This window comes from Blastopirellula sp. J2-11 (assembly GCF_024584705.1).
Taxonomy (GTDB): Bacteria; Planctomycetota; Planctomycetia; order Pirellulales; family Pirellulaceae; genus Blastopirellula.
This window is the reverse complement of the sequence record NZ_CP097384.1, coordinates 3,728,463-3,750,041: the sequence shown is the minus strand read 5'-3', so window position 1 is coordinate 3,750,041 and position 21,579 is coordinate 3,728,463. Positions and strand designations below refer to the sequence as shown.

The following is a 21,579-nucleotide window of genomic DNA, read 5'->3' as shown; positions in this document are numbered from 1 at the left end:
CAACTCAAACTATTCCTGGTCCGGCAGCTGGGCGTTGTGATAGACGTTTTGGACGTCCTCGCAGTCGTGCAGCAGATCCATGAACTTGTCGAACATTTTGACGTCGTCGCCGCTCAATTCGGTGCGCGCTTGGGGGACGAAGGCGATTTCTTGGATATCGAAATCGACATCCGGCAACGTTTCTTGCAACGCTTGCTTGGTTTTGAAATAGTCGCTGGCGGCGGCGAATACGGTCAGCTGACCGTTCTCCTCTTCGACGTCCTCGACGTTGACGTCCGCTTCGAGCATCGCTTCCAAAATCTGATCCTGCCCCTCGCCTTTGAAGGAGAAGATCGCCAGGTGATCAAATAAATGCCCGACCGAACCGGCGGTTCCCAGCTTCGACCCGGTCTTGGTAAAGCAGTTTCGTACGTCGGTGATGGTGCGGTTGGGATTGTCGGTCAGACAGTCGACAATCACCGAACATCCGCCGGGCCCATAACCTTCGTACCGCGATTCCGAATAATCCTCGCCGCCGGCGCCTTTGGCTTTTTCGATCGCTTTCTCGATCACGTGGGCCGGGACCTGCTCGCGTTTGGCCTTTTCCATCATGTTCTTCAGCGACCCGTTCAACTCTGGGTCGGGAACGCCGGTTTTAGCGGCGACATAGATCATTTTCCCATACTTGGAATAGAGCTTGGTCTTCTGAGCCGCCGTCTTGGCGATAGAGTGCTTCCGATTCTCGAAACTTCGTCCCATGAGCGTGATCTACGGATTCTTTGCGGGGATTGTGGATGGAAAAGCCAAACTAGCAGGATAAACAAGTTCACCGCTGTGAGCAATTACGACCCCGCCCCAGAAGGTAGGTCAGGCCCTAGGCCTGACGAAGCCCCCAAGACAAGGTGGGACAGGACTGGATCGGTGGGACAGGACTGGATCGGTGGGACAGGACTGGATCGGTGGGACAGGACTGGATCGGTGGGACAGGACTGGATCGGTGGGACAGGACTGGATCGGTGGGACAGGACTGGATCGGTGGGACAGGACTGGATCGGTGGGACAGGACTGGATCGGTGGGACAGGACTGGATCGGTGGGACAGGACTGGATCGGTGGGACAGGACTGGATCGGTGGGACAGGACTGGATCGGTGGGACAGGACTGGATCGGTGGGACAGGACCGGATCGGTGGGACAGGACCGGATCGGTGGGACAGGACTGGATCGATGGGACCGGACTGGATCGATGGGACCGGACTGGATCGATGGGACCGGACTGGATCGATGGGACCGGACTGGATCGGTGGGACAGGACTGGATCGATCGTTTTTTGAGCATGGTGAACAGGTCATTCGACATTCAGATTTCGACATTTGTCCCACAGGGGCGCTTTGCATCCAATTTCCCAATCTGCCGGAGGGTTGATTGGGGGGCTTCGCGCTGCGGCAGACACGGCCTGGTCTACGGTTTTGCCAGTTGGACCGGACCGCTGTTCTTTTATTGAGGTTCCCTTGGGGCCAGCTTGCCGCCGCGCCATCTCGCGCAGCAACGAAACGGTCCGCTTTGGTAGGAAGGGGCGTATTGAGTGACTGTTTGTGCGTATATGCTGACAAAATGCTAAGACTTTTGCAAGGCATAAAGTCGCAGACGCAGGCCTGCAGGTTTACTCTACTTTCGCGTTTGTCAGCCGCCGCCTACCGGTGTTGGTAAAAATGCAGTAGCGAAACGGGATTTGAGTTTCAATCGGATTGTCCCCCAACATTTCGACCATCCCTGTCTTTGCATTGATGCGAAAATCTGCATGAAAGAGGGCGTGTTCATACTGAACGTTGGTGCTTACTTGCCATGACTCGGCGGATTCGGTGTCGGCGTCGCCAGCGGCTCGCTCGGCAATCGTGGGCCGGCACTTCGGCCAAAGATCGATCGTCAGGTGACCATACTCCGACGGCAGCAATCGCTCGAGGTCCTCACTCGTTTCAATCACATGAAAAGGGCCCTCTTGGCCGTGGACCGCTCCGCAGAAGAATCGCAAATAATCGAGTACCTGAGGAACGCTGTCCAACTGAAGCTTCGCTTCGCTGGTTGCATTCAAATGGTGAATGCAGGGGGACTTTCCTTTTAGGTCAATCGCGCCGGTTTCGGAGAATAGGAATAGGCGTGAGAAGGGAGATTGGTTCTCGGCGCCCGATTTTGCATTACAAAGGAACTCGACGATCGTGACGTTTTCGTAGCAGGAAAGCGTCGCTGTCCGTGCGGCCTGGATGCCGGTGTTCAACAAGTCTTCGAAGATCGGAGCGCCTTGAAAGGCGGATGCGGTCCGCAAAATCGCGTCGACGGCGTGGTCAATATTTAAAGATTGCCACTGAGTTTGATAGAGCGGTTCCAGGTTCCAGGCGGTATGTTCGTTGAATGTCTCCTCCTGAATCGCCAGATAGGAATCTCGTGAATGATTCGATTGGAACTGATACGGTTTCAATTCTGGGCTGTCCCAAGTAGCGGCCTTCGCTCCCAAAGAAGAAATGTACGCTGCAAAGGGATCTCCTTGATGCAATTCCGATTTCTTGATGGAGGAGAAAACGCGTTGTGAAACTTCCAAGTTGGGCGACCTGGCGGCCAGGCAGAGCATGTGCGTAAACTCCGCCCTGGCGAAATCCATGTTGTTCGCCTTCAAGTGTTCAAGGCATCTCTGATTGAGAGCCTGAAGGTAGTCCGCATCAAATTGTTCAAAAGAGTCAGCCATTTTTTTCACATTAGAAGCAGGCAAGTCGCAGTCGTCGGACGATGATCCGCTGTTAATCGGTCGCGGTGGGTCAAATTCGATGTCGGGGTTAGCAAGGAACGCAGCTATTGCACGGGATCGCCCCTTGGCGTTCTCAGCGCTTTCCCAAATCTGTTCACTGTCCGCAACAATTTGCTTCATCGTTTCGATCAAACTGGAAGTTAACAGGCGGACAGGTCGCAAGGCCAGGATGGAGATCATCAAATAGGAGGCCATTCGACGAACCGAGCCAGTCCTCGTTTTTTCCGGCGACCAGAGTTGTTGCAGAAACCGTTCGCACGCGTCAAACTTGCCCAGCATGGCGAACTGAATTCCCAGCCTGGCGATTGTTTCCGATTTTTTCCATAAAGCGCGCGTATCAATTTCGGACGTTGCGTGCTGAATCGATTGAATAAGTAGGTTTGTCGCAGCTATCGCACCGGACGCACCAACCAACTGGCTTGTGCTTAGGGGCAGCCAAGCAGAAATGCAATACTCAAGTTTTTCTGCAGCACATTGTTCTTTTTCTAACTCGGGCCAGACGAGGTGGAGAGCGTGTTGCACTACTTCCGCTACTTTGTCAGAATCCGCAAATTCTTCGCTGATCGCCAGGCCCAGCAAAGGAGAATAGTTATAGCTCTTTTGTTCGTGTTTCGGACGAAGTTGATTTCCATGCCAAGCTCTTAAACGGTCCCATGCTTCATCTGCTTTATCTGGGGTGTGTCGACGAGCCGCAAGACAAATGTAGATGCTAAGATCCGCTCTTGAAAACAACGGTATTGAGTCCCTTGCTCCCAGGGTTTCAAGAGCGCCTTCACATTGACAGAGCGCATTCTCGAATGTCTTCTCGAATCCATCGCAAGAAGACACGCTCGCATTGTAAAACGCGTAAAAGACACTTGCCCAGGCGCCGTAAATCGAAGCAGAAGTCAGATAGGAAAATCGTTTGTAATCAAAACCGTGTTGGCATAAGAGCTCAGGTAAATTAGAGGTTGTTTTTAATGTCTTTCGTGTTGAATGATACTCGATCTCATAGTACGAGATGGAGTGAAGTGTGCGAAAAAAACCATTAGCGCCCCAGTCGCTAATCCCCTGCCGAAGATTCTCTTTAATGACCGCATTCACGATCTCTAGATAGTGTGGCTCCCATTCGCAAGTGGCTTCGCGATATCCCGATATTGCAACGACAGAGAATTGAGCGAGCGCCAGCGCCTTCGTGTTAGGATCAAGCGTCGGATCTTTAAGTATGGTGAAGGTCGAGCTGCGTATCTCATTAATTGCAGCAAGGATCGCATGTTCCAGGATGGCTTCTTGAGACGCTCCTATTCTTGCTCGTTCTGCATAAGTTTTCTTGGTGTTTTTAGGGTTAAGATCGAGAGCCGTTAGAAATTGTTTGACATAAACATTTGTACTGTAGTAGTTGTGTTTGGCGGCCTCATCTTCATTCGAGCAGGGCATGCCCGACACTGCGATGCATTGGGCGTATAGGTGTGGCAAAAGTTTAATCGCACGTATGGCCGCATTCGTTCGTCCCCGATCATCCCGTACGGATGCGCCGTTGCTGGCTCCATGATTAGACACGGAGGGCTTGCGTTCTAAATCACCGTTCGCTTTCGAAAAGTCTCCACCGCCAGCTCGATTGTAAGTGGAGCTGATCTTTTTTACTTTTCCATCTGGACCAACGTTTTTCTCCGGTAGGCTTGGATCGAGGACTCTGGCGGCGATTTGCAGCATCTGGTGAATGGCCGCTCCTAAATGTTGCACGGATTCGCGACCTTTGACGGCGGTGTTCTCGTCGGCGTTGGTCGCTTCGTCCCAAACGCGGCCCAGCAATTTGGCGTCGATCAGCGCCGCAATCTTGGCGACCATTTCTAATTCGGTCTCTGGGGCCGGTTTGTCTTGGCAGAGATAGCCGATGTCGCTGGCCAAATTGCGAATCAGGCGGGCAAGTACGTCCGAGGGGACCGACTCGATCGGAGGCAGCAAGAGTCCCGCTCCGAGCGTCTGCAGCGGGTAGTCTTGAAAGCACTTGTAGACCACCGCGGCGGCCTGGTTGGGGGCGATTTTCCAGGCAGTTTTTCGGAGCCATTTTCCGAAAGCGATGCTTGTTGGATCAGGGCTGCGCGGATTGGCCGCATCCAGGAGAAAGCGTTCGGCCAGCAAATCGGGTTGCAAGGGAAAGTATTGCTGGTCCGCCTCGCTGACGATCTCTTCGTCTTCATGCCCTGAGATGTATCGCGCGATTCCAAAATCGCGCTCGTCATATTCTCCTAGGTAACGAGCGGCGCTACGGTCTTCCTCGCATAGGGTATCCAGCGTTTCGTACGGCAAGCCTTGGACAAATGTGGCCAACGCGGATAAGCAAGTGTGACGGTAGGCCGTTCGCTTTTCACCATTGCATCGTTTCAGCCAGCGCTTTTTCTCATCTTCAATCAGTTCGCCATACAATTGAAAACGGGCATGCGACGTGTCGTGCGTCAACGTACCTTTGGTCAGGATCCCTTGGCCAATCAGATCGCCGACAATCGCGGCGCCGAGTGGAGTTGGGTGGTCTTCATAGACCTTCAGAGCACGCCCAAGCTCGTCATCATCCCAATTCTTGCCTGCATCCGCCGCTCGTCCCCGAATAATATGGACCAGGTTTATCTCCGCGAGCGGCGGCAATTCGATCGGCTCCTTGGATGTTTGGGTGGCGTCCAGCACCTCCGACCGCAGATCGTTAAATACCGGGTCATTCTTGCGACGTTCCAGCAGCAAGACTCGGACCGGATGGGAGAGACGCTCGCTGGCGACGTTGGTTGTCCCTTTCGCGGCGAGCGTTTGCAAGAATTCTCGGACCCCTTGGTGGTCGCCGGCGTAGTCGATTACAACGACTGTGGGGGTCTGGATGTGTCGGATCAGTTCGAGTGCGCCGGTTTGATTGATGGAGCTTTGGTAAGCGAAGCCGGCCGTCCGCCAGACTTCATCGGCTGCGGCGGAAATGAGAAACTCGCGCGCGAAGCGGCTTTTGCCCGATCCGGCCGGAGCACAAAGCGCACACCACGCGAACGGCTGAAGTTCGTTTGACTGGGGAGCCTGTTTTTCTAAAAGTTGTTTTCGCAACTGCCGGATCAATAACTTGCGGCCGCGAAAGTTGTCATAGCCGAACTTGAAACCAAAGCGCCCAATCGTTTCCGGCGTGTAACTCTTGTCAAGGTACGGCAAGTCAAGCAAGAAGTCGGCACGGTCCAGCCGACTATGTAGCTGGTTAATGGAATTCGTTAATTGGTTGACCGTTTCTTGGACCGACTTAACCGACCAATGGATATCATCTAAACGGTCTTGGAAACCTGCCATGCAGACGTCCAGCTTGGCAAATTGCTCTAGCAGTTGGGTTGTCTGGTCGTCAAGCTCCGCGCAGAACTCGGTTTTGACGCCGTCCACCATTTTGCTGCAACCGTCGCTCAGCTCTTGGCGAACGCCTAGGCAAAGCGAAGCGTATTGCTCTTGCAAAATGGGTTGATCCGCTTCCCTGGGAGTGGCCTGATTGCGGAGTACTCGCTTGACGAGTTGCTTGATCTCGTTGCGATCGGCCAGTTCCTGGGCGGTCCGGATCTCGAAGTTGCTGGCGTTCTTGAGAATGTCGGCATAGGCGGCGAGCACCAGTTCGCCAAAGCTGCGGTTTTGATCCGAGATGGGTGAGTTTAAGCGAGCTGCGTCAAAAAACGCCTGGGGGATTTTGGACTGTTCCCAACCGGTCAGTTCCGAGATGACGACCGGAAACTGCTCGTTGATCGCGGTGATGACGGTCTGATGGTTGATTTCCGCGTCTGGCTTATTGGGGGCTGAGTAGACGCCTACGCCGTCAATTACGAGCTTGGCGCGCTGAATGACCGCCGAGTCGATGACGTTTTCCTGATAAGAATGAGCGTTTCGGAGCAGGCCGTCCAGTTGCTTCGACAGCAGTGAAGCAAAGGCGTCAAAATAGGGATTCGGCTCTCCCTCTTTTGCGTTTGATTTTGCCTGGTCAAGAACCTCTTGCGTCGCGACGCACCAAGCCCAGACCACGCCGCGGCTGAGATGATGATTGTGGCTGATGTTTCGGAGAATGCTGTGATTAAAGATGCTCGCTCGGTTCTTGCGCCAGAACTCGGTTTGCAATAATTGCGGCGCCATGCTGCCGACGACGCCGGTTGTCGCCGTCCAGCTACCCTCCTGGATCAGCTGTGAGGCGCCGTCCAGCAAGTACATAAGAATTGAAAAGTCTGCCATGTGGTCGGATAATTTAGCCAGCCTGCTTCATCATCTCGTAGCTGAACGCACGCGGGCGAGCGGGGCAAATGCAACTGCAATGGAAGACTCTGGTCTTGCCATCTTACGAACGTCTTCTATCGACTCTACACCAAGTTGTGGGGAGGTCAGATCAAAGCTAATGGATTTGAAACGTGTCGTCTAGAAATTTCTGGAATAAAACGCGAGCCATCCGTGAATTTTAATTTATCCGCCTTCGCGTGTGAGCGATAAATTGCGACGTCAAAAATTGACGCGTCACTGGATCTTCCTTGCCAACCCCAAAAAAAGCCGCCAGTCTGCGATTGCAAACCAGCGGCTTAGGAATTGGCGCTCTAAATTGTCAACAAGCTTCCTGCTATTTCGTGGTGCTCATCTGCTGCAGCGCCGCCGATATCCGGGTTTGGATCGCTTCGTCTGGCTCCGACAGCAGCGGGATGATCGGGCCCGTGTTGGCGATGCCCGCTAGTTCGGTCGCGCGGTGCAGGATGCTGATGGGGCCGAGCGAATCTCGTAGGCGTTCTAGCGGTAGGAATTGTTCGCGGATGGATTCGGCTTCGTTCCAATTTTTGGCCTGAATCGCTTTCAGGAGCGCGACCGACAGTTGGGGGAAGATGCAGCCGCAGCCGGTGGTGAAGCCGCCGAGGCCGAAGTCTTGCATGTGGACGATCGCCGGCTGATCGCCGAGGCCGCTGAGGATCAGGCTGGTGTCGACTTTCTCAGTGAGCCCGCGCAGGTAGTCGTCTTGCGTGTAGTCTTCGCGGACGACGGCGTATTTGATGGCCGAGATGACTCCGTCGCTGACCAGCGCGGCGGCGTCATCGACGCTTACCGTGCGGTCATATTTCAGATAGAGCACGATCGGCTTGCCGAGTCGTTCGGAGATTTTCCGCACGGCCGTCGCGATGCCGGCCGAGGTGACCACATCCCGCTGCGGCAAAAGCATGGCCGTCGGAAAGTCGAAGTCTTTCAGAATCTCGACTTGATCGAGCATCGTTCCATACGCGGGTCCGATTGCAGGGATGACCAGCGTCTCGTCCGCGGCGCTTTCGCGGATCAGTTCCAAGGCCGTGCGATATTCGGCGAGCGTCAGATGGTAGAAAATCGCATTGCCGCCGTACAACAGCGTCGAGATTCCGCCTTGCTCGATGTGGCGGATGATTTTCGTGTTTTCCTCTCGATCGAGGGCGCCAGCGGCGGTTCGCGCCATTGAGGGCACAGCCCACACGGAACGGGAAATGGTTGCAGCGGTTATGGGTTGGGTATCCATGGCCAATCGAGGTCCTTGATGGTAGCTGTCTCAGAAAATATCGGGATCCGGCGTGTCAGCGCCGTGATGGAGAAAATCAAAATCGCAGCCGGCGTCGGCTTGGGTGACGTGCTTGAGGAACATCGCGCCGTATCCCCGCTTGTAGCGAGCCGCAGGAGGAGTCCACGCTTTGCGGCGCTCGGCCAATACGTCTTCGTCGACCAGCAGATTCAGACTGCGCTGCTCGACATTCAGCTGGATCAGGTCGCCGTTTTGAACCAGGCTTAGCGGTCCGCCGACGGCCGCTTCGGGAGCGACATGCAACACGCAGGTTCCGTAGCTGGTTCCGCTCATCCGCGCGTCGGAGATGCGGACCAGATCGCGAACGCCCTGTTTGAGCAGGTGGTCTGGAATCGGCAGCATTCCCCATTCAGGAAAACCGGGGCCTCCCTGGGGGCCGGCATTTCGTAAGATCAACACCGAATCGGCCGTGATGCCGGATGCTGGATCGTTGAGCTGCGACTTGAGTTGAGCGTAGTCGTCAAACACCACCGCGGGGCCGGTGTGATCCAGCAATCGCGGAGATGCCGCCGTCGGCTTGATAACGCAGCCTGACGGGGCCAGGTTGCCGCGCAGGACGAACGTGCCGCCGGTTGCGGAGATTGGATTGTCCAGCGAACGAATAATGTCGGCGTCAATGACTTCGGCGGCGGCGACGTTTTCGGCGAGGGTAAAGCCGTTGACCGTCTGGCAACTGCCGTCGATGTGCGAACCCAATTCTTGGAGCAACGCCGGCAGACCGCCGCTGTCAAAGAAGTCTTCCATCAGAAATTTACCGGCAGGGCGAATATTGGCCAAGACCGGCGTGGTGCGCGAGAGTTCGTCAAAACGCTCCAGCGTCAATTCGATTCCGGCGCGTCGCGCCATCGCGATGATATGCACGATCGCGTTGGTCGAGCCGCCGATCGCCATGCTGGTGACGATCGAGTTGTCAAAGGAGGCCGGCGTCAAGAAGGAGGAAGGGAGCAGTTTCTGCAAGGCCATTTCGACGGCGCGCCGGCCTGTAGCGACGGCCAGACGTGAGTGTTCGGCGATCACCGCCGGAACCGACGATGCGCCCGGCAGCGTAAAGCCGAGCGATTCGGCGATCGCCGACATGGTCGAAGCGGTTCCCATGGTCATGCAGGTGCCTGCCGACCGCGCGATGCAGTTCTCGATTTGTCCCCATGATTCATCACACAGGTTGCCGGCGCGGCGCTCATCCCAATATTTCCAAGCATCGCTGCCGCTGCCGAGCGTCTGGTCTTTCCAGCGCGCTTTTAACATGGGGCCGGCCGGCAGAAAAATCGCCGGGCGATCGGCGGAGATGGCGCCCATGATCATCGCCGGAACCGTCTTGTCGCAGCCGCCCATCAATACCGCCGCGTCGATCGGGTGACAACGGAGGACTTCTTCGGTCTCCATCGCCAGCAGATTGCGATAGAGCATCGTCGTCGGCTTCATCATCATTTCGCCGAGCGACATCACCGGTATTTCGACCGGAAAGCCCCCCATCTGCCAGATCCCGCGTTTGACTTCTTTTACGCGCTCGGGGAAATGCGAATGGCAAGTGTTGAGATCGCTCCACGTATTGAGAATCGCGACGACCGGCTTGCCGCGAAAGTCTTCGTCGTCGTAGCCCATCCCTTTCAGACGTGATCGATGCCCAAAGCCGCGCAGGCTGTCAGGTGCAAACCAGCGACTGCTATTCAACTCAGGATTTTCAGACGGTTCTGCAGGCATCGTGGAAACAATTCAACTTCGAGAGTGGAAACAAATCGTGGAGAGAAACGGTTTCGGATGAATGTTTATCTTAGTCTTAAGAGGGCGTCTGGAAACAGATGTGGAAGTTGCTTGGCAACTCGTCTACGCAGGTATTGAAGTTGCGCTTTTTCGAACCAAGCGAACACTAGCCAGAGGCGCAAGCCGATGGAGTGCGGCTGACTACTTCGATCTGAGTTAGGATCGCTGACCGGATTCCATCGGCTCGCGCCTCTGGCTAGTGTTCTGTCAAATCGCTATTTTCGGCTTTCACGAAATCAGCCGCACGGCGTTAGCCGCGGTTTTTGTTACCAATTTTCCGTCGACAAAGAGTTCCTGTCAGAAACCGCGGCTAACGCCGTGCGGCTGATTTTGGGGGAAAAGCTAGACGATAGGGGACTCTTTGTTCAGCTTGCTGAAAAGCGCTCTAGTGAGGTTGTTTGGGGTTTTTCCTGCGGTGGCTTTGCCGCGTTCTCTTCTCGAAATTCGCATGTTAGACAAAAGGAAAACAGATCGCACAAACGAGCGTCGCCAGGAACGAGACGACGCCCATGATGGTTAGCAGCACCGAGAAGGTTTTTAGCGTTTCCTTTTCGGTGAAACCGCTCATGCGGCTGATGACCCAAAAACCGCTGTCATTCATCCAGGGGAGCGGTTTGGATCCGCAGCCGATCGCCAGCGCCAAGTAGACGGGGTGAAAGGGAAGGCCGATCTGCGTCGCGACCGGGACGACAATTCCGATCGCGGCGATCATGGCTACCGTCGCCGATCCTTGAATCACGCGAATGATTACGGTGACGAGAAACGCCGTGACGAGCAGGCCGGTTCCGCCCACCGATTCGGGCAGCGACTGGGCGATGGTGGCGCCGACGTTGGTCTGGCGAATCATCTCGCCAAACGCGCCGCCTGCACAAGTGATTAAAACGACGACCCCACCTTCGCTGAGCGCCTTTTGCACCGATTTTCCTAAGCCGGCCCAAGTCATTTGGGGCTTGCCCAGCAATGTCAATAATGCGAGCACGGCGCCCAGGGAAAGAGCGATATTCTTGTCGCCGAAAAACGAGATCGTCGAATTCCAGAACGGCATCCAAGGACCGTCGAAATCGGACAGCCACGTTTGACTGACTGTCTTCATCCCCAGCAGAAAGATAGGGACGACCACCGGCAGAATCGAAAGGCCGAAACTGGGAAGTTGCGGTTCACGCGGTTGGTCCAGATCCGTCGATTCGTGGGGCGGGGTTTCCGGCGCATCCAGACGCAAGGGGATCTGCCAGCGACGATTGGCCCACAGCATGTAAAAGTAGCCGGCGATCACGCCCCAGATTCCGACGCCGATTCCGCCGATCGCCATCGCGCCGATGCTGACGTTCAATTCGGTCGCCACAAACAACGGCCCCGGGGTCGGCGGCACCAGCGAATGAGCCAAAGATCCGCCCACGATGATTGACATGACATACTTTAAGTAGTCGCGACCGGTTTTTCGCGCCATCGCTTGCGCGAGCGGCAGCATGAGAAAAAAGACGGTGTCGAAGAAGACCGGGATCGCTAACACGAAGCTGCTGACGACGAACGCCAGCGCGGTCCACTTCTCCCCCATCGCCTGGCGAATAGTTTGGACAATCCGCTCCGCCGCGCCGCTGGCCAACAGGCACTGACCGATGATCGACGCCATCGCGATCAGCAGGCCGATTTTGCCGAACGTATCTCCCAACGCGTTGGCTACGCGATTGATCGGGCTCGTCTTGGCTAGCTGAACGGCATGCTGGTACTTGTCGTGGGGAACGAGTCGGGCGCCGACTGCAACCACGTTTTCAGGAAGTTCCTCGCCCAGGAAGGCGGTGGCCGAATCGTCCGCAACTTCAAATCGCTCGATCCAAACCAAAGGAGAAGTGGACTTCGTGATCGCTTCGACGTTGCTGACTAGATAATACGCGCCCGGCTTGGCGGCCAGGTCTTTGCCGACTTCTGACAGATCAAGCTGCTTGCCAGAAATCGCGTCCACCTGCGCCGTGCAATGCAGCAACACGCTTTCAGAGACGCTGTGGGTAGCGGTCGCTGCGGCGACGACTAAAGTGGCGAAAAAGAGGGCTAGAAATGCATGCAGCCGCAAGAACAGCACGCCGAAAACGACGATTAGCATTCCCAAGACGATCGCAAACATTTCTAGGAATGCCCAGTCATTTTGAAACTAGCGGGGACGAGCGAATCAAGGGAGGGAGTTGCGGCAGGCGATCTGCATGGGGCGCAACGAAGGCGCTTCACTTGTCCGGAGTCGTTTTTTTGACAAATAGCCGTTTTTTATGGCTTCCGAAAAGTAAACAGAGCGTAGCAGAAGAAACGAGAGCAGGCAAACCGGGATCGATCGGTTGGCAACGGCAGCGTAGGGCGCGGACGGCGCTACGCTGCTGCGTTTGACGTGGCGCCTCTCTTATTTCGCATCGGACTGGATATCGAAATCGAAGCGATTCGGGCCGTCAGGGGTGACGATCGCCGTTAGTTCCGATTTTTCAAAGTCTCGATATTTGGCGGGGGTCAGCGGGACCTTTTCGAGAGGACGTCGATAGGTTCCGCCATCTACGGCCTCTCCCGTTTCTGGTCCGACCTCGATCCAGTCGTTTTTTTCGATGCTGATTAGAAATTCACCTGCGGTGACGCCGTCAAAATCTTCAAAAGTCGTCAGCTGATACTTACCGGAATCGTCGGTGACCGCGGTGCCGGAATGATTTCCGGTGCTGCTTTCGAAGACAACAGTCGCGCCGGGTAAGGGTTGTCCATCCATGCGGATAACGCCTTGGGTTTTAAAGACCTGAGGACGCATCGCGGTCCATTTGTCTTCGTGTTTGGTGCAGCCAGCCGCGGCGACCAACCACGTAATACAGAGAATGAAGCCGATGGTTCGATGAAACATGAGAGTATCCTCATGGGGAATTTCTGTTCGATCGAAAATTTGAATCGATGAGACGTGAGAGAGTTGAAGGGGTTAAAATTCCCCAACCACTTCGCCTTGGTCGCGCGTACCCAATGCTCCCCAGGCGCCAAATTTACTGGGGCCGTTGCGACTAGAGGCAACGACGTTTCCGGCGTCGATGTTTTCGCTGATGAATCGAACTGAAGCGTCCCCCAAGAGCAGCGTCACTCCGCCAGGATGCATCGACTTGGGAGGCAAGACGCCTTGCTTGCCAGCGGCGTCTGCGCAAACGGCGGAGTTCGGGCCGAGGATGGTATTGAAGCTGATGACTCCTGCTATTCCATCGCTCCAACGTCCGCCGGGGGCTCGGTCTCGATCCGCAGCGGTCGTCGCGGAATAGTCGGTGAATTGGTTGTTAATCCACTTCGCCTTACAGGCTACGGGGTTCTGCGTATCGGTTCGCGAGACAGCGCCAAAACCATTCGCGGTTCTGCCGTTACCGTCATCTTCCCAGGGCAGGGCTTCGGACATCATCGCCGTGTTAGACAATCCGTCGAGGACGTCGCGAAAGGCAAAAATAAAGGGACCGCCAAATAATCCTCGTACACTTCCCTCTTCATGAATGTTCCACGCAACGTCTCCGACGTTCAAAACATAATTCGTGTAAGGGAGGTTGTTCTTATTAGGGACGAGGGGAGCCGTAGGGCATTTCAGCAGCGAAATTTCAACTCCATTGCCGCCGCCTGCACCCCAAGGAGCTTGAGGATTCGCGGCAATAACATCGTAAGCGGCCGATTGTTCGAAGAAAGGCAGCAAGCGGACGAATGCGCTGTAGCGGTTGCTCGCTTCGTCTGGTCCCATCGCGGCTGGCGGCAGCACGCCGTAGGTGTCGTGATAGTTGTGGACCGCTAAGCCCAACTGTTTCATATGGTTCTTGCATTGCAAGCGGCGAGCCGATTCGCGAGCCTGCTGCACCGCAGGCAACAGCAGTGCGATCAAAACGCCGATGATCGCGATGACAACAAGTAGTTCTACAAGCGTAAAACCGAATCGTGGATTTGCATGACGAATGTTCATTTGTGGAAGCTCTCACCGTTCATACGGCGTTACTGTTGTTGTATAGATAGCCCATTTGATGGCTTCTGGAAAATAGAATTAGAGCGCAGCAGAAGAGGCTCGGCGAATCGAAATCCCGCAGCCATCGCAGCGTAGGCGCAGATGGCTCAACGCTGTTTCTGGTGACGATCGGCGTTACTTACTTTGCATCGGATTGGATGTCGAAGTCAAAAGTATTGGGGCCCTCGGGGGTAACGGTCGCCGTCAGTTCCGATTTTTCAAAGTCTCGATATTTTGCCGGAGTCAACGGAACCTTTTTAATGGGACGTCGATAAGCTCCGCCCGTTGAGTCAGTTCCTTTTTCCGGCCCGTACTCAACCCAGTCGTTTTTTTCGACGCTGACCTGAAATTCACCAGCAATGACGCCGTCATAGTCTTCGAAGGTCGTCAGCTGATATTTGCCGGAATCGTCGGTGACTGCGGTGCCGGAATAATTTCCTTCGATGCTGCTAAAAGCAACAATCGCGCCTGGTAAGGGCTGTCCATCCATGCGGACAACGCCCTGGGTCTTAAAGACCTGGGGACGCATTTTTTCCCATTTGTCTTGGCCGCTGGAGCATCCCGCTGCGGCGACCAGCCACGTTATACAGAGAACAAAGCCGATGGTTCGATGGAACATGAGAAGTGTCCAAATTGGGGGTTTTCGTTCGATCACGATAATTGGATTAGGCGAATGATTTTCCGGTGATTAGAACTCGGCGACCACTTCACCTTGGGCACGCGTGCCCAACGCTCCCCAGGCGCCAAACTTACTGGGACCAGTGCGACTAGAGCCAACGACGTTGCCGGCGTCGATGTTCTCGCTGATGAATCGAACCGAAGCGTCCCCTAAGAGCAGCGTCACTCCACCGGGATGCATCGACTTGGGAGGCAAGACCCCTTGCTTGCCGGCAAAGTCCGCGCAGACGGCGGAATTCGGACCGAGGATCGTGTTGAAGCTAATGATGGCCGCGATTCCATCGCTCCAACGTCCGCCTGGGGCTCGGTCACGGTTTGTCGCAGTGGTGTCCGAGTAGTCGGTAAACTGGTTGTTGATCCACTTCGCTTTGCAATTCGTCGGGTTTTGCGTATCGGTTCGCGAGACGGCGCCAAAACCATTCGCGGTTCTGCCGTTACCGTCATCTTGCCAGGGCAGGGCCTCCGACATCATCGCCGTGTTGGTTAATCCGTCAATAACATCGCGAAATGCAAAAACCGAGGAACCGCCGAACAAACCTCGGACACTAGCTTCTTCATGAATATTCCACGAAACGTCGCCGATGTTTAAAACGTAATTCGTATAAGGGAGGCCATTGATCGGATAGTCGATAAGAGGCGCCGTAGGACAAAACAAAACCGAAACGTAAGCTCCATTGCCGCCAGACGAAGTCCAGGGAGATTTAGGATTTGCGGCAATCGTATCGTAAGCCGCCGATTGTTCTAAGAAGGGAAGTAAGCGCACGAATGCGCTGTAGCGGTTGCTCGCTTCGTCTGGTCCCATCGCGGCTGGCGGCAGCACGCCGTAGGTGTCGTGATAGTTGTGGACCGCGAGTCCTAATTGCTTCAAATGGTTCTTGCATTGCAAGCGGCGAGCCGATTCGCGAGCCTGCTGCACCGCAGGCAACAGTAGTGCGATCAAAACGCCGATGATCGCGATGACAACAAGTAGTTCTACAAGCGTAAAACCGAATCGTGGATTTGCATGACGAATGTTCATTGATCGAAACTCTCAATAAATAGATCGAATGAAAAGTGGTAGCGACTGCTCTATTGGAAATTCAAGCGGTCGAGTGGGATCTTGATGAGAAAAAAGGAGGATCGCTTTCCTTTCTCATGAAAGCACAAAATCTGGGAATGAGTCAAAAATAGGAACGCAAATAAGATGGAATGAGGATGGGATGAATCATCCCTGTAGTTCTGGAATAACTCCGGTGCTGTCGCCGTGATGCTCGGCAGGAACGCCAATTCCTTGCAACATCGTCAGCCAGGCGTTGCACAGCGGGGTATCTTTGGCGACCACAATGTTCTCACCGAGTTTGACGCCGGCGCCGCCCCCGGTGATGATGGTCGGGCAGTTAGTCAGATCGTGTCCGGTGCGGATATTGCTGCCGTAAGCGAGTGCAATGTGATCAAACAGGCTGCTGCCGTCTGTTTCTTGGGTCGCCTTCAGTTGATCGATCAGCCCGGCCAGCAAAGCGCTTTGCGTTTGATCGCGGAGTTGCGAACAAACGAGCTTTTCACCCCGCGTCGAGTGGTAATGGCTCATGTCGTGCGGCGCCGTGCTATTGCCGAGGCTTTTCAGCAACGTCGCAACAGGCTGGCGATAGGTAATCACACGCGTGCTGTCGGTTTGAAATGCGGCGACGATCAGGTCGTACATGACCTTGATTTCGTCGCGTCCCGACAACGTCGAGTTGGGTTCGCCTAGCGGCGCATCAGGTCGCGGCCGATCGAGCCATTTCTCGTCTTTGCTTAATCGAGTCTCGATGTTGCGGATGCTGTCGAAGTATTCCTCCAGCTTTTCGTTGTCGTTTTGCCCGAGGCCGCGCTTCAGGCTGCGCGCATTTTCGAGAACCGTATCCAGCACGCTGCGCTTTTGGGCGATCAATTGTTGACGCTGTTCGAGCGGGACCGAATCTTTCGAGAACATTCGGTGATACGCGGCCAGCGGACCGTTCTCTCCCCCCACCGGTTTGCCGCTCGCATCCCAGGCCAACGAGAGACCTGGTCCGTGCCCCGATCGATCGCCTGTCTCGCTATGGTTGAATTGCAGCGACGCGAATCGCGTATAGCGGCCAAACTCTTCGGCGGCGACTTGATCCGCGGAGATCGTGTTGCAATAGCTTTGTCCCGCTTGGGCGTAAGGATTGGCTCCGGTCAGCCACCAAGTGCTGCCGGCGTGACCCTCGACCGAAAACTTGTTGCGCAGTCCCTGCACGATCGAGAAGTCGGCCTTATGTCGCTCCAACGGACGCAAGCCGGCGGGCAACACGAAATCGGCGCCAGGCGTGGACTTGTCGGGATACCACGACTCTTCCGTCACGCCCCAGCCAAAGCCCAGAAAGACCAGACGCTTGGGAGGCGCAGCCGGCGCGGCGGCTCTCGCAAAGCGGCGAAAGCCGAACGACTCTAATAGCGGCAGCGCGATCACGGCGGTAGCGGAACGCAGGACTTGGCGACGATTGAGGTTATTGGCTGGAAACATGTTTCCCTCTCTTATTTCGTATGGAATTCGGTGCTGTGAACCACGGCGTGCACGAAGCTACGGATCGCGTAATTTTTTTGCTTGCCTTGCTTCATCACATCATCGATGAGTTGCTCGTCCGTAAAGCCAATCGGTCTGCCCAACGCGTATTGGATCAACGCTTCCGTGAACCCGCGAGCGAACGCCTCGTTTTGGGCGGCGATCACGCTGCGCAGCTGGAGGTAGTTCTCGAACATGGGACCTTTGTGTAACTTGCCTGCAGGATCGATTTTCCAGGTCACTTTTCCGTCGGCGACCGGCTTGCCGTTGTCGTCGAGCGCCTGGTAGCTGTCCTCGGTTCGCCAGATGCCGACGGCGTCGAAGTTTTCGAGGCCAAAGCCAATCGGATCGATCTTGCGATGGCAGCTGGCGCACTGGGGTTCTTCCTGATGCGCCGTCAAACGTTGTTCCGTCGTCAGCGGTTTCCCTGACAATCGCGCCAATTGCGGAACATTGGCTGGCGCCGGCGGAGGAGGATCGTGCAGCAACTTGCGCAGCACCCAGACTCCTCGTTCCACGGGATTCGAGGTATCGCCGTTGCTGCCCATCAAGTGAACGGCCGCCATGCCGAGCAAGCCGCCGCGCGGCGAATCGTCGGGCAGCGTGACCGGGCGATAGAAATCGCCATGGACTCCGTCGATCCCGTAGTAGTTGGCGAGCACCCCGTTGATGACGATTTGATCGCTTTCGAGCAACTCGTTTAACGAACCGTCTTTCTTAAGCAGGTGACCGACCGTTTCATGGATCTCACGGCACGCATCCATGCGGGTGCTGTTATCAAACCGGGGATGATGTTTCAGGTTGACTTGAAAGAAGTCCAGGCGTTCTAGCCCGAGCCATTGATAGGTGAACGCATCGACAAAATCGTCGGCTCGCGGGTCGTTAAGTAACCGGGTCACCTGTTGATCCAAAACCTGGCGGTCTTGCAGCTTGCCGCTGTCGGCCAGGTCTTGCAACGGACGATCCGGAGGCGATCCCCACAGGAAATAGGAGAGTCGATTGGCCAGTTCGCGATCGGTCAGTTGTCGCGGCTGGTTCGGATCGCTCGGTTCCGAGTGATAAAGAAACATGGGAGACGCCAGGACGATCGCCAACGTGTCTTTGAGCGAGTCGCTCGGCTTCTGGCCAAGCTTTCGGTACGAATGGTAGATTTGGACGAGTTGGTCGAGATACTCGGGCGTGGGGTCATTCCCCCGAAAGGCCTCGACGGCGAACTGTTGAAAAGCGGCACGGAGATCGGCGTCTTGCGGCTCCGGCGACTTGTCATCCAGCGGAAGTTGGCCAAGCGCGGCGACGCCGGGCGGTTGCTCGACGTTGGGGACGCGCTCGATTTCCATCCAGTCGATCCACAAGGCGAACTTTCGTCCGATGCCGTTATTCTCATCGCGTCCCTCTCTGGCGACGCGGGTCGCCTGTTCCCAGTCGTCTCGCGTCCCTTTTTCACGCAGGTAGAGCGAGCGATTGGCGCGTTCCGCATTGCCGCGCGTGAACTTCAGCGGGATCTCGATCACCTGGGGCTCGTCCATCGTGCCGGTGACTTCATGCACGCTGATCGCCTGTTGCAGGCGCGGGTTGATCCCAAACTCAATAAACCGACGATCCGGCGTCGCGTGTTCTGTCGCTGCGATGCGGAAACGAACGACATAGTCGCCGACGGGCCAGCCCCAGGGAACCAGCATATTGATCGTGGCGTTATCGAGCACCGAGGGATGCTCACTGGAAGCGGCCAAATAGGCGCCGGTCGCGATCGCCGGTTGCTCCATATAGTAGCGGTGGTAAGGAAGATGGAAGGGACGCGACGCCGCTAAGGCTTTGTCGGCGTTGTCTTCTTCCGTTTGGAATCCGAACGTTTCCGGAGCAGGAGCGCCTTTGAGCTTCTTCCAGTTTCGATAGAGGATGTCTCGGTGTTTGCCGAGCGGTCCGGCGCGGATTTCTTCGATAGCCGCGGCGTTTGCCGGATCGGCAACGGCTTTGTCCACCTCTTTGATCCAGTTCTCGGCGCGGGCTTTGGCGTCAACTTGGTACTCAATAAATTTGGCGACCTTGGGGGTGATCTCCTCGGTCTCAAAACGCGTCTTCTTTTCGACGCCGGCGGCCGCTTGCCGATCGAACGCTTCGTTGAGCGCCTCACGTCCTAAGGCGATATATTGCTCGAACTGAGTGCTCGACATGTACAAGTTGGAACCGACCGTATCGAACGCTCCCGTTCCCGTGTCGCCTGGCAGTTCGCTGACGTTGGCTTGCACGCCGAGCAGCTCTCGCAGCGTGTTGCGATATTCGCGGCGATTCAGACGCCGCATGGTGATCTCTCCCTTCTGATCGGCCAGCAGACGGCGCGCATCGACCATCTTGTTGGCCAAGTGCTCCAGAAAGTTCGCCTTTTCCGCTTTGTCGATCGCAGGCTCTTCTTCGGGAGGCATTTCTCCCGAGTTCAATGCGTTGAGCACCTTCTGCCAGCGTGCCGCCGATAATTTGTCGTTGATCGTCAACGACAAATTATCGATCCGGAATCCCGCTTCGGCGTCTGCCCCGGCGTGGCAGTCGGCGCAATGTTTTTCGAGGATCGCGAACTGATTCTGCGCGACGGCGACGACGGGGATTTCGGCTGCGGATGCCGATCCAAACAAGAGAAAGATCGCGGCGAATAGGAATGTTGCAAGAAGCGGTTTCATCATAGTTATCTTGGAATCAAGTCAGGGCAGGAGGGATCGCAGCAGGAACTAGTGGGCGAAATTCGAAAGCGAAACTTGGATGTCATCTACAAAGTGACCAGGGAACGTATTGCGACGGATGTCTTCGTCGTTGTGCCCATAGGTAATGCCGATGTGAATCAAAACGAAATCGGTTTTGGCCGGTAGCCGTAATTCGCACTGCGCCAGCTCCCATGTTTGTGGATCGTTGTCGAGCCGAACGTTCTGTCGGGCCGTCGCTAACGCATATTCGTCGATCATGAGGGGATCAAATTGCTGTGGGTTAGAAATCAGTTCCGTTGTCAGGGCCAGAATTCGGACGGAATAGCGGTATTTCTCGCCTTCGGGCTGCGTCGACATATCGAACAACGCCGAGGTATGCGCGATCGTTCCTTGCTTTTCGAGTTGCTCTCGTAACGAGCGGACATCGATCAAGCGGTAAAGGTCGCCGCAATAGCTTCCTTCGGGCGTCGGCTTACCGTCGTAATCCGCACGCAGGATTTGCAGCATCTTCTCGCCATCGGCGGGGACGACGCCTTGTTGCGCCCCAACCACTTTGCTGAAATCTCCGCTCCAGAGATCGGTGATCGGGGGCATTCCTGATACCGCAGGCGACAAACCGGATTCGAAGCTCTCTGCAGTTAAGCTGATGGGGGGCGACATTTGAGGCATGCCGCGAACCGGCCAGGCAAAAGCTGAGATCAGTGCACCCAGTAAAACGCCGCCAGCGAGGGTCAGCCCCGATTGTCGCTGACGTGTGAACGAAAACGCTCGACTCCACCAATGGGCGTCGGTTCGCGGCGTTGAGGTATTACGAACTGGCGTCACGGGATCGTGCTCAAGTTCCTGTCTGAGCGACGCAACGGCCTGAGGAGCTAGCCCATGAATCTCGGCGAGTTCCCAAAATCGCATCCGCGCCGATTCGGATTGCAGCATGAGCGATTCAAACTCGACCAACTCTTGTTTGGTGAGCAAATCATCCAAATGGGACTGGATCAGCCGATCCACGTAGGGGTCATTCATTGTGAACTCCCAGTCTGAAGTTGTCGGTCCATGCAATCACGCAAGGCAAGCCGCGCCTTGGAGAGAGCAACGTTGATGGAGTTCACCGTGCGGGACAGCATCTCCGCAATTTGCGAAGGAGAATGCTCTCGTTGGTAGCGAAGCAAAATGATTTCACGCGCTTTGGGGGCAAGATTTTGGATGCATTCGGTCAACTTGTGCAGACGTTCCTCGCTGGCCCATTGATCGGGACAAGTAGCGACCAACGAGTCGAGATAGTCGACTGTTTTGACGCCTGCGGCTCGTCGAGCTTCCAGCACTTTGAAGCGAAGGATGGACCGGCTCCACGCCAGAAAATTGCTCTCCAGATCAAACTCATGCGCCTTGGCGGTAATCGTCAGGAATGTTTCCTGCATAAGGTCGTCTGCCTGGACGAAGTTGGGACTCAAAACGAGCGCAAACGCTTTCAACTGCGATTGGTACTGCACAAACAATTGCTGTACCCGCAGCGTGTGATTGGTTAATTCGTTCATGGGTTACTTCTCTATGACGCAGGCAACTGCAGACTTACCAAAGTTTATTTTTAT

The 21,579-nt window shown here is 55.5% G+C and carries 13 protein-coding genes; all 13 read right to left on the bottom strand.

The window, feature by feature from the left end:
- Positions 1-9: 9 nt before the first annotated feature.
- Positions 10-738, bottom strand: coding sequence for a YebC/PmpR family DNA-binding transcriptional regulator (locus M4951_RS14895; RefSeq protein WP_262022444.1), 729 nt, complete (start codon positions 736-738; stop codon positions 10-12).
- Between the two features lie 902 nt (positions 739-1,640).
- Positions 1,641-6,986 (bottom strand): hypothetical protein, encoded by a 5,346-nt coding sequence (locus M4951_RS14890; protein WP_262022443.1) that lies wholly within the window; start codon positions 6,984-6,986, stop codon positions 1,641-1,643.
- 376 nt (positions 6,987-7,362) lie between these two features.
- The gene (locus tag M4951_RS14885; RefSeq protein WP_262022442.1) at positions 7,363-8,214 is read right to left on the bottom strand and encodes a dihydrodipicolinate synthase family protein; all 852 of its coding nucleotides are present in this window, start codon (positions 8,212-8,214) and stop codon (positions 7,363-7,365) included.
- 90 nt (positions 8,215-8,304) lie between these two features.
- Positions 8,305-10,035 carry an L-arabinonate dehydratase gene (araD, locus tag M4951_RS14880; RefSeq protein WP_262022441.1) on the bottom strand — a complete coding sequence of 577 codons (1,731 nt, stop codon included), beginning with the start codon at positions 10,033-10,035 and terminating at the stop codon, positions 8,305-8,307.
- Between the two features lie 511 nt (positions 10,036-10,546).
- A complete protein-coding gene (locus M4951_RS14875) occupies positions 10,547-12,214 on the bottom strand; it encodes a GntP family permease (RefSeq protein WP_262022440.1) in 1,668 nt (555 codons plus the stop codon).
- A gap of 267 nt (positions 12,215-12,481) precedes the next feature.
- Positions 12,482-12,961: a carboxypeptidase-like regulatory domain-containing protein gene (locus tag M4951_RS14870; RefSeq protein WP_262022439.1), complete on the bottom strand. Its 480-nt coding sequence runs from the start codon at positions 12,959-12,961 to the stop codon at positions 12,482-12,484.
- A gap of 72 nt (positions 12,962-13,033) precedes the next feature.
- Positions 13,034-14,038 carry a DUF1559 domain-containing protein gene (locus tag M4951_RS14865; RefSeq protein ID WP_262022438.1) on the bottom strand — a complete coding sequence of 335 codons (1,005 nt, stop codon included), beginning with the start codon at positions 14,036-14,038 and terminating at the stop codon, positions 13,034-13,036.
- A 178-nt stretch (positions 14,039-14,216) separates the two neighbouring features.
- The gene (locus M4951_RS14860) at positions 14,217-14,696 is read right to left on the bottom strand and encodes a carboxypeptidase-like regulatory domain-containing protein (RefSeq protein ID WP_262022437.1); all 480 of its coding nucleotides are present in this window, start codon (positions 14,694-14,696) and stop codon (positions 14,217-14,219) included.
- Between the two features lie 69 nt (positions 14,697-14,765).
- Complete coding sequence (locus M4951_RS14855; protein WP_262022436.1) at positions 14,766-15,773, bottom strand: DUF1559 domain-containing protein; 1,008 nt, start codon at positions 15,771-15,773, stop codon at positions 14,766-14,768.
- 186 nt (positions 15,774-15,959) lie between these two features.
- Entirely contained in the window at positions 15,960-17,261 is a 1,302-nt protein-coding gene (locus M4951_RS14850; RefSeq protein WP_262022435.1) for a DUF1552 domain-containing protein, read from the bottom strand.
- A gap of 11 nt (positions 17,262-17,272) precedes the next feature.
- Positions 17,273-19,975 carry a DUF1592 domain-containing protein gene (locus tag M4951_RS14845; protein ID WP_262022434.1) on the bottom strand — a complete coding sequence of 901 codons (2,703 nt, stop codon included), beginning with the start codon at positions 19,973-19,975 and terminating at the stop codon, positions 17,273-17,275.
- A gap of 45 nt (positions 19,976-20,020) precedes the next feature.
- Positions 20,021-21,013: a hypothetical protein gene (locus M4951_RS14840; protein ID WP_262022433.1), complete on the bottom strand. Its 993-nt coding sequence runs from the start codon at positions 21,011-21,013 to the stop codon at positions 20,021-20,023.
- Positions 21,010-21,525, bottom strand: coding sequence for a sigma-70 family RNA polymerase sigma factor (locus M4951_RS14835; RefSeq protein WP_262022432.1), 516 nt, complete (start codon positions 21,523-21,525; stop codon positions 21,010-21,012). The genes M4951_RS14840 and M4951_RS14835 overlap by 4 nt, the downstream gene beginning before the upstream one ends.
- Between the last annotated feature and the right edge of the window lie 54 nt (positions 21,526-21,579).

Coding starts and splice junctions, on each gene's coding strand:
- M4951_RS14895 (WP_262022444.1), bottom strand. CDS start 738: ATGGGACGAAGTTTCGAGAATCGGAAGCACTCTATCGCCAAGACGGCG.
- M4951_RS14890 (WP_262022443.1), bottom strand. CDS start 6,986: ATGGCAGACTTTTCAATTCTTATGTACTTGCTGGACGGCGCCTCACAG.
- M4951_RS14885 (WP_262022442.1), bottom strand. CDS start 8,214: ATGGCGCGAACCGCCGCTGGCGCCCTCGATCGAGAGGAAAACACGAAA.
- araD (WP_262022441.1), bottom strand. CDS start 10,035: ATGCCTGCAGAACCGTCTGAAAATCCTGAGTTGAATAGCAGTCGCTGG.
- M4951_RS14875 (WP_262022440.1), bottom strand. CDS start 12,214: ATGTTTGCGATCGTCTTGGGAATGCTAATCGTCGTTTTCGGCGTGCTG.
- M4951_RS14870 (WP_262022439.1), bottom strand. CDS start 12,961: ATGTTTCATCGAACCATCGGCTTCATTCTCTGTATTACGTGGTTGGTC.
- M4951_RS14865 (WP_262022438.1), bottom strand. CDS start 14,038: ATGAACATTCGTCATGCAAATCCACGATTCGGTTTTACGCTTGTAGAA.
- M4951_RS14860 (WP_262022437.1), bottom strand. CDS start 14,696: ATGTTCCATCGAACCATCGGCTTTGTTCTCTGTATAACGTGGCTGGTC.
- M4951_RS14855 (WP_262022436.1), bottom strand. CDS start 15,773: ATGAACATTCGTCATGCAAATCCACGATTCGGTTTTACGCTTGTAGAA.
- M4951_RS14850 (WP_262022435.1), bottom strand. CDS start 17,261: ATGTTTCCAGCCAATAACCTCAATCGTCGCCAAGTCCTGCGTTCCGCT.
- M4951_RS14845 (WP_262022434.1), bottom strand. CDS start 19,975: ATGATGAAACCGCTTCTTGCAACATTCCTATTCGCCGCGATCTTTCTC.
- M4951_RS14840 (WP_262022433.1), bottom strand. CDS start 21,013: ATGAATGACCCCTACGTGGATCGGCTGATCCAGTCCCATTTGGATGAT.
- M4951_RS14835 (WP_262022432.1), bottom strand. CDS start 21,525: ATGAACGAATTAACCAATCACACGCTGCGGGTACAGCAATTGTTTGTG.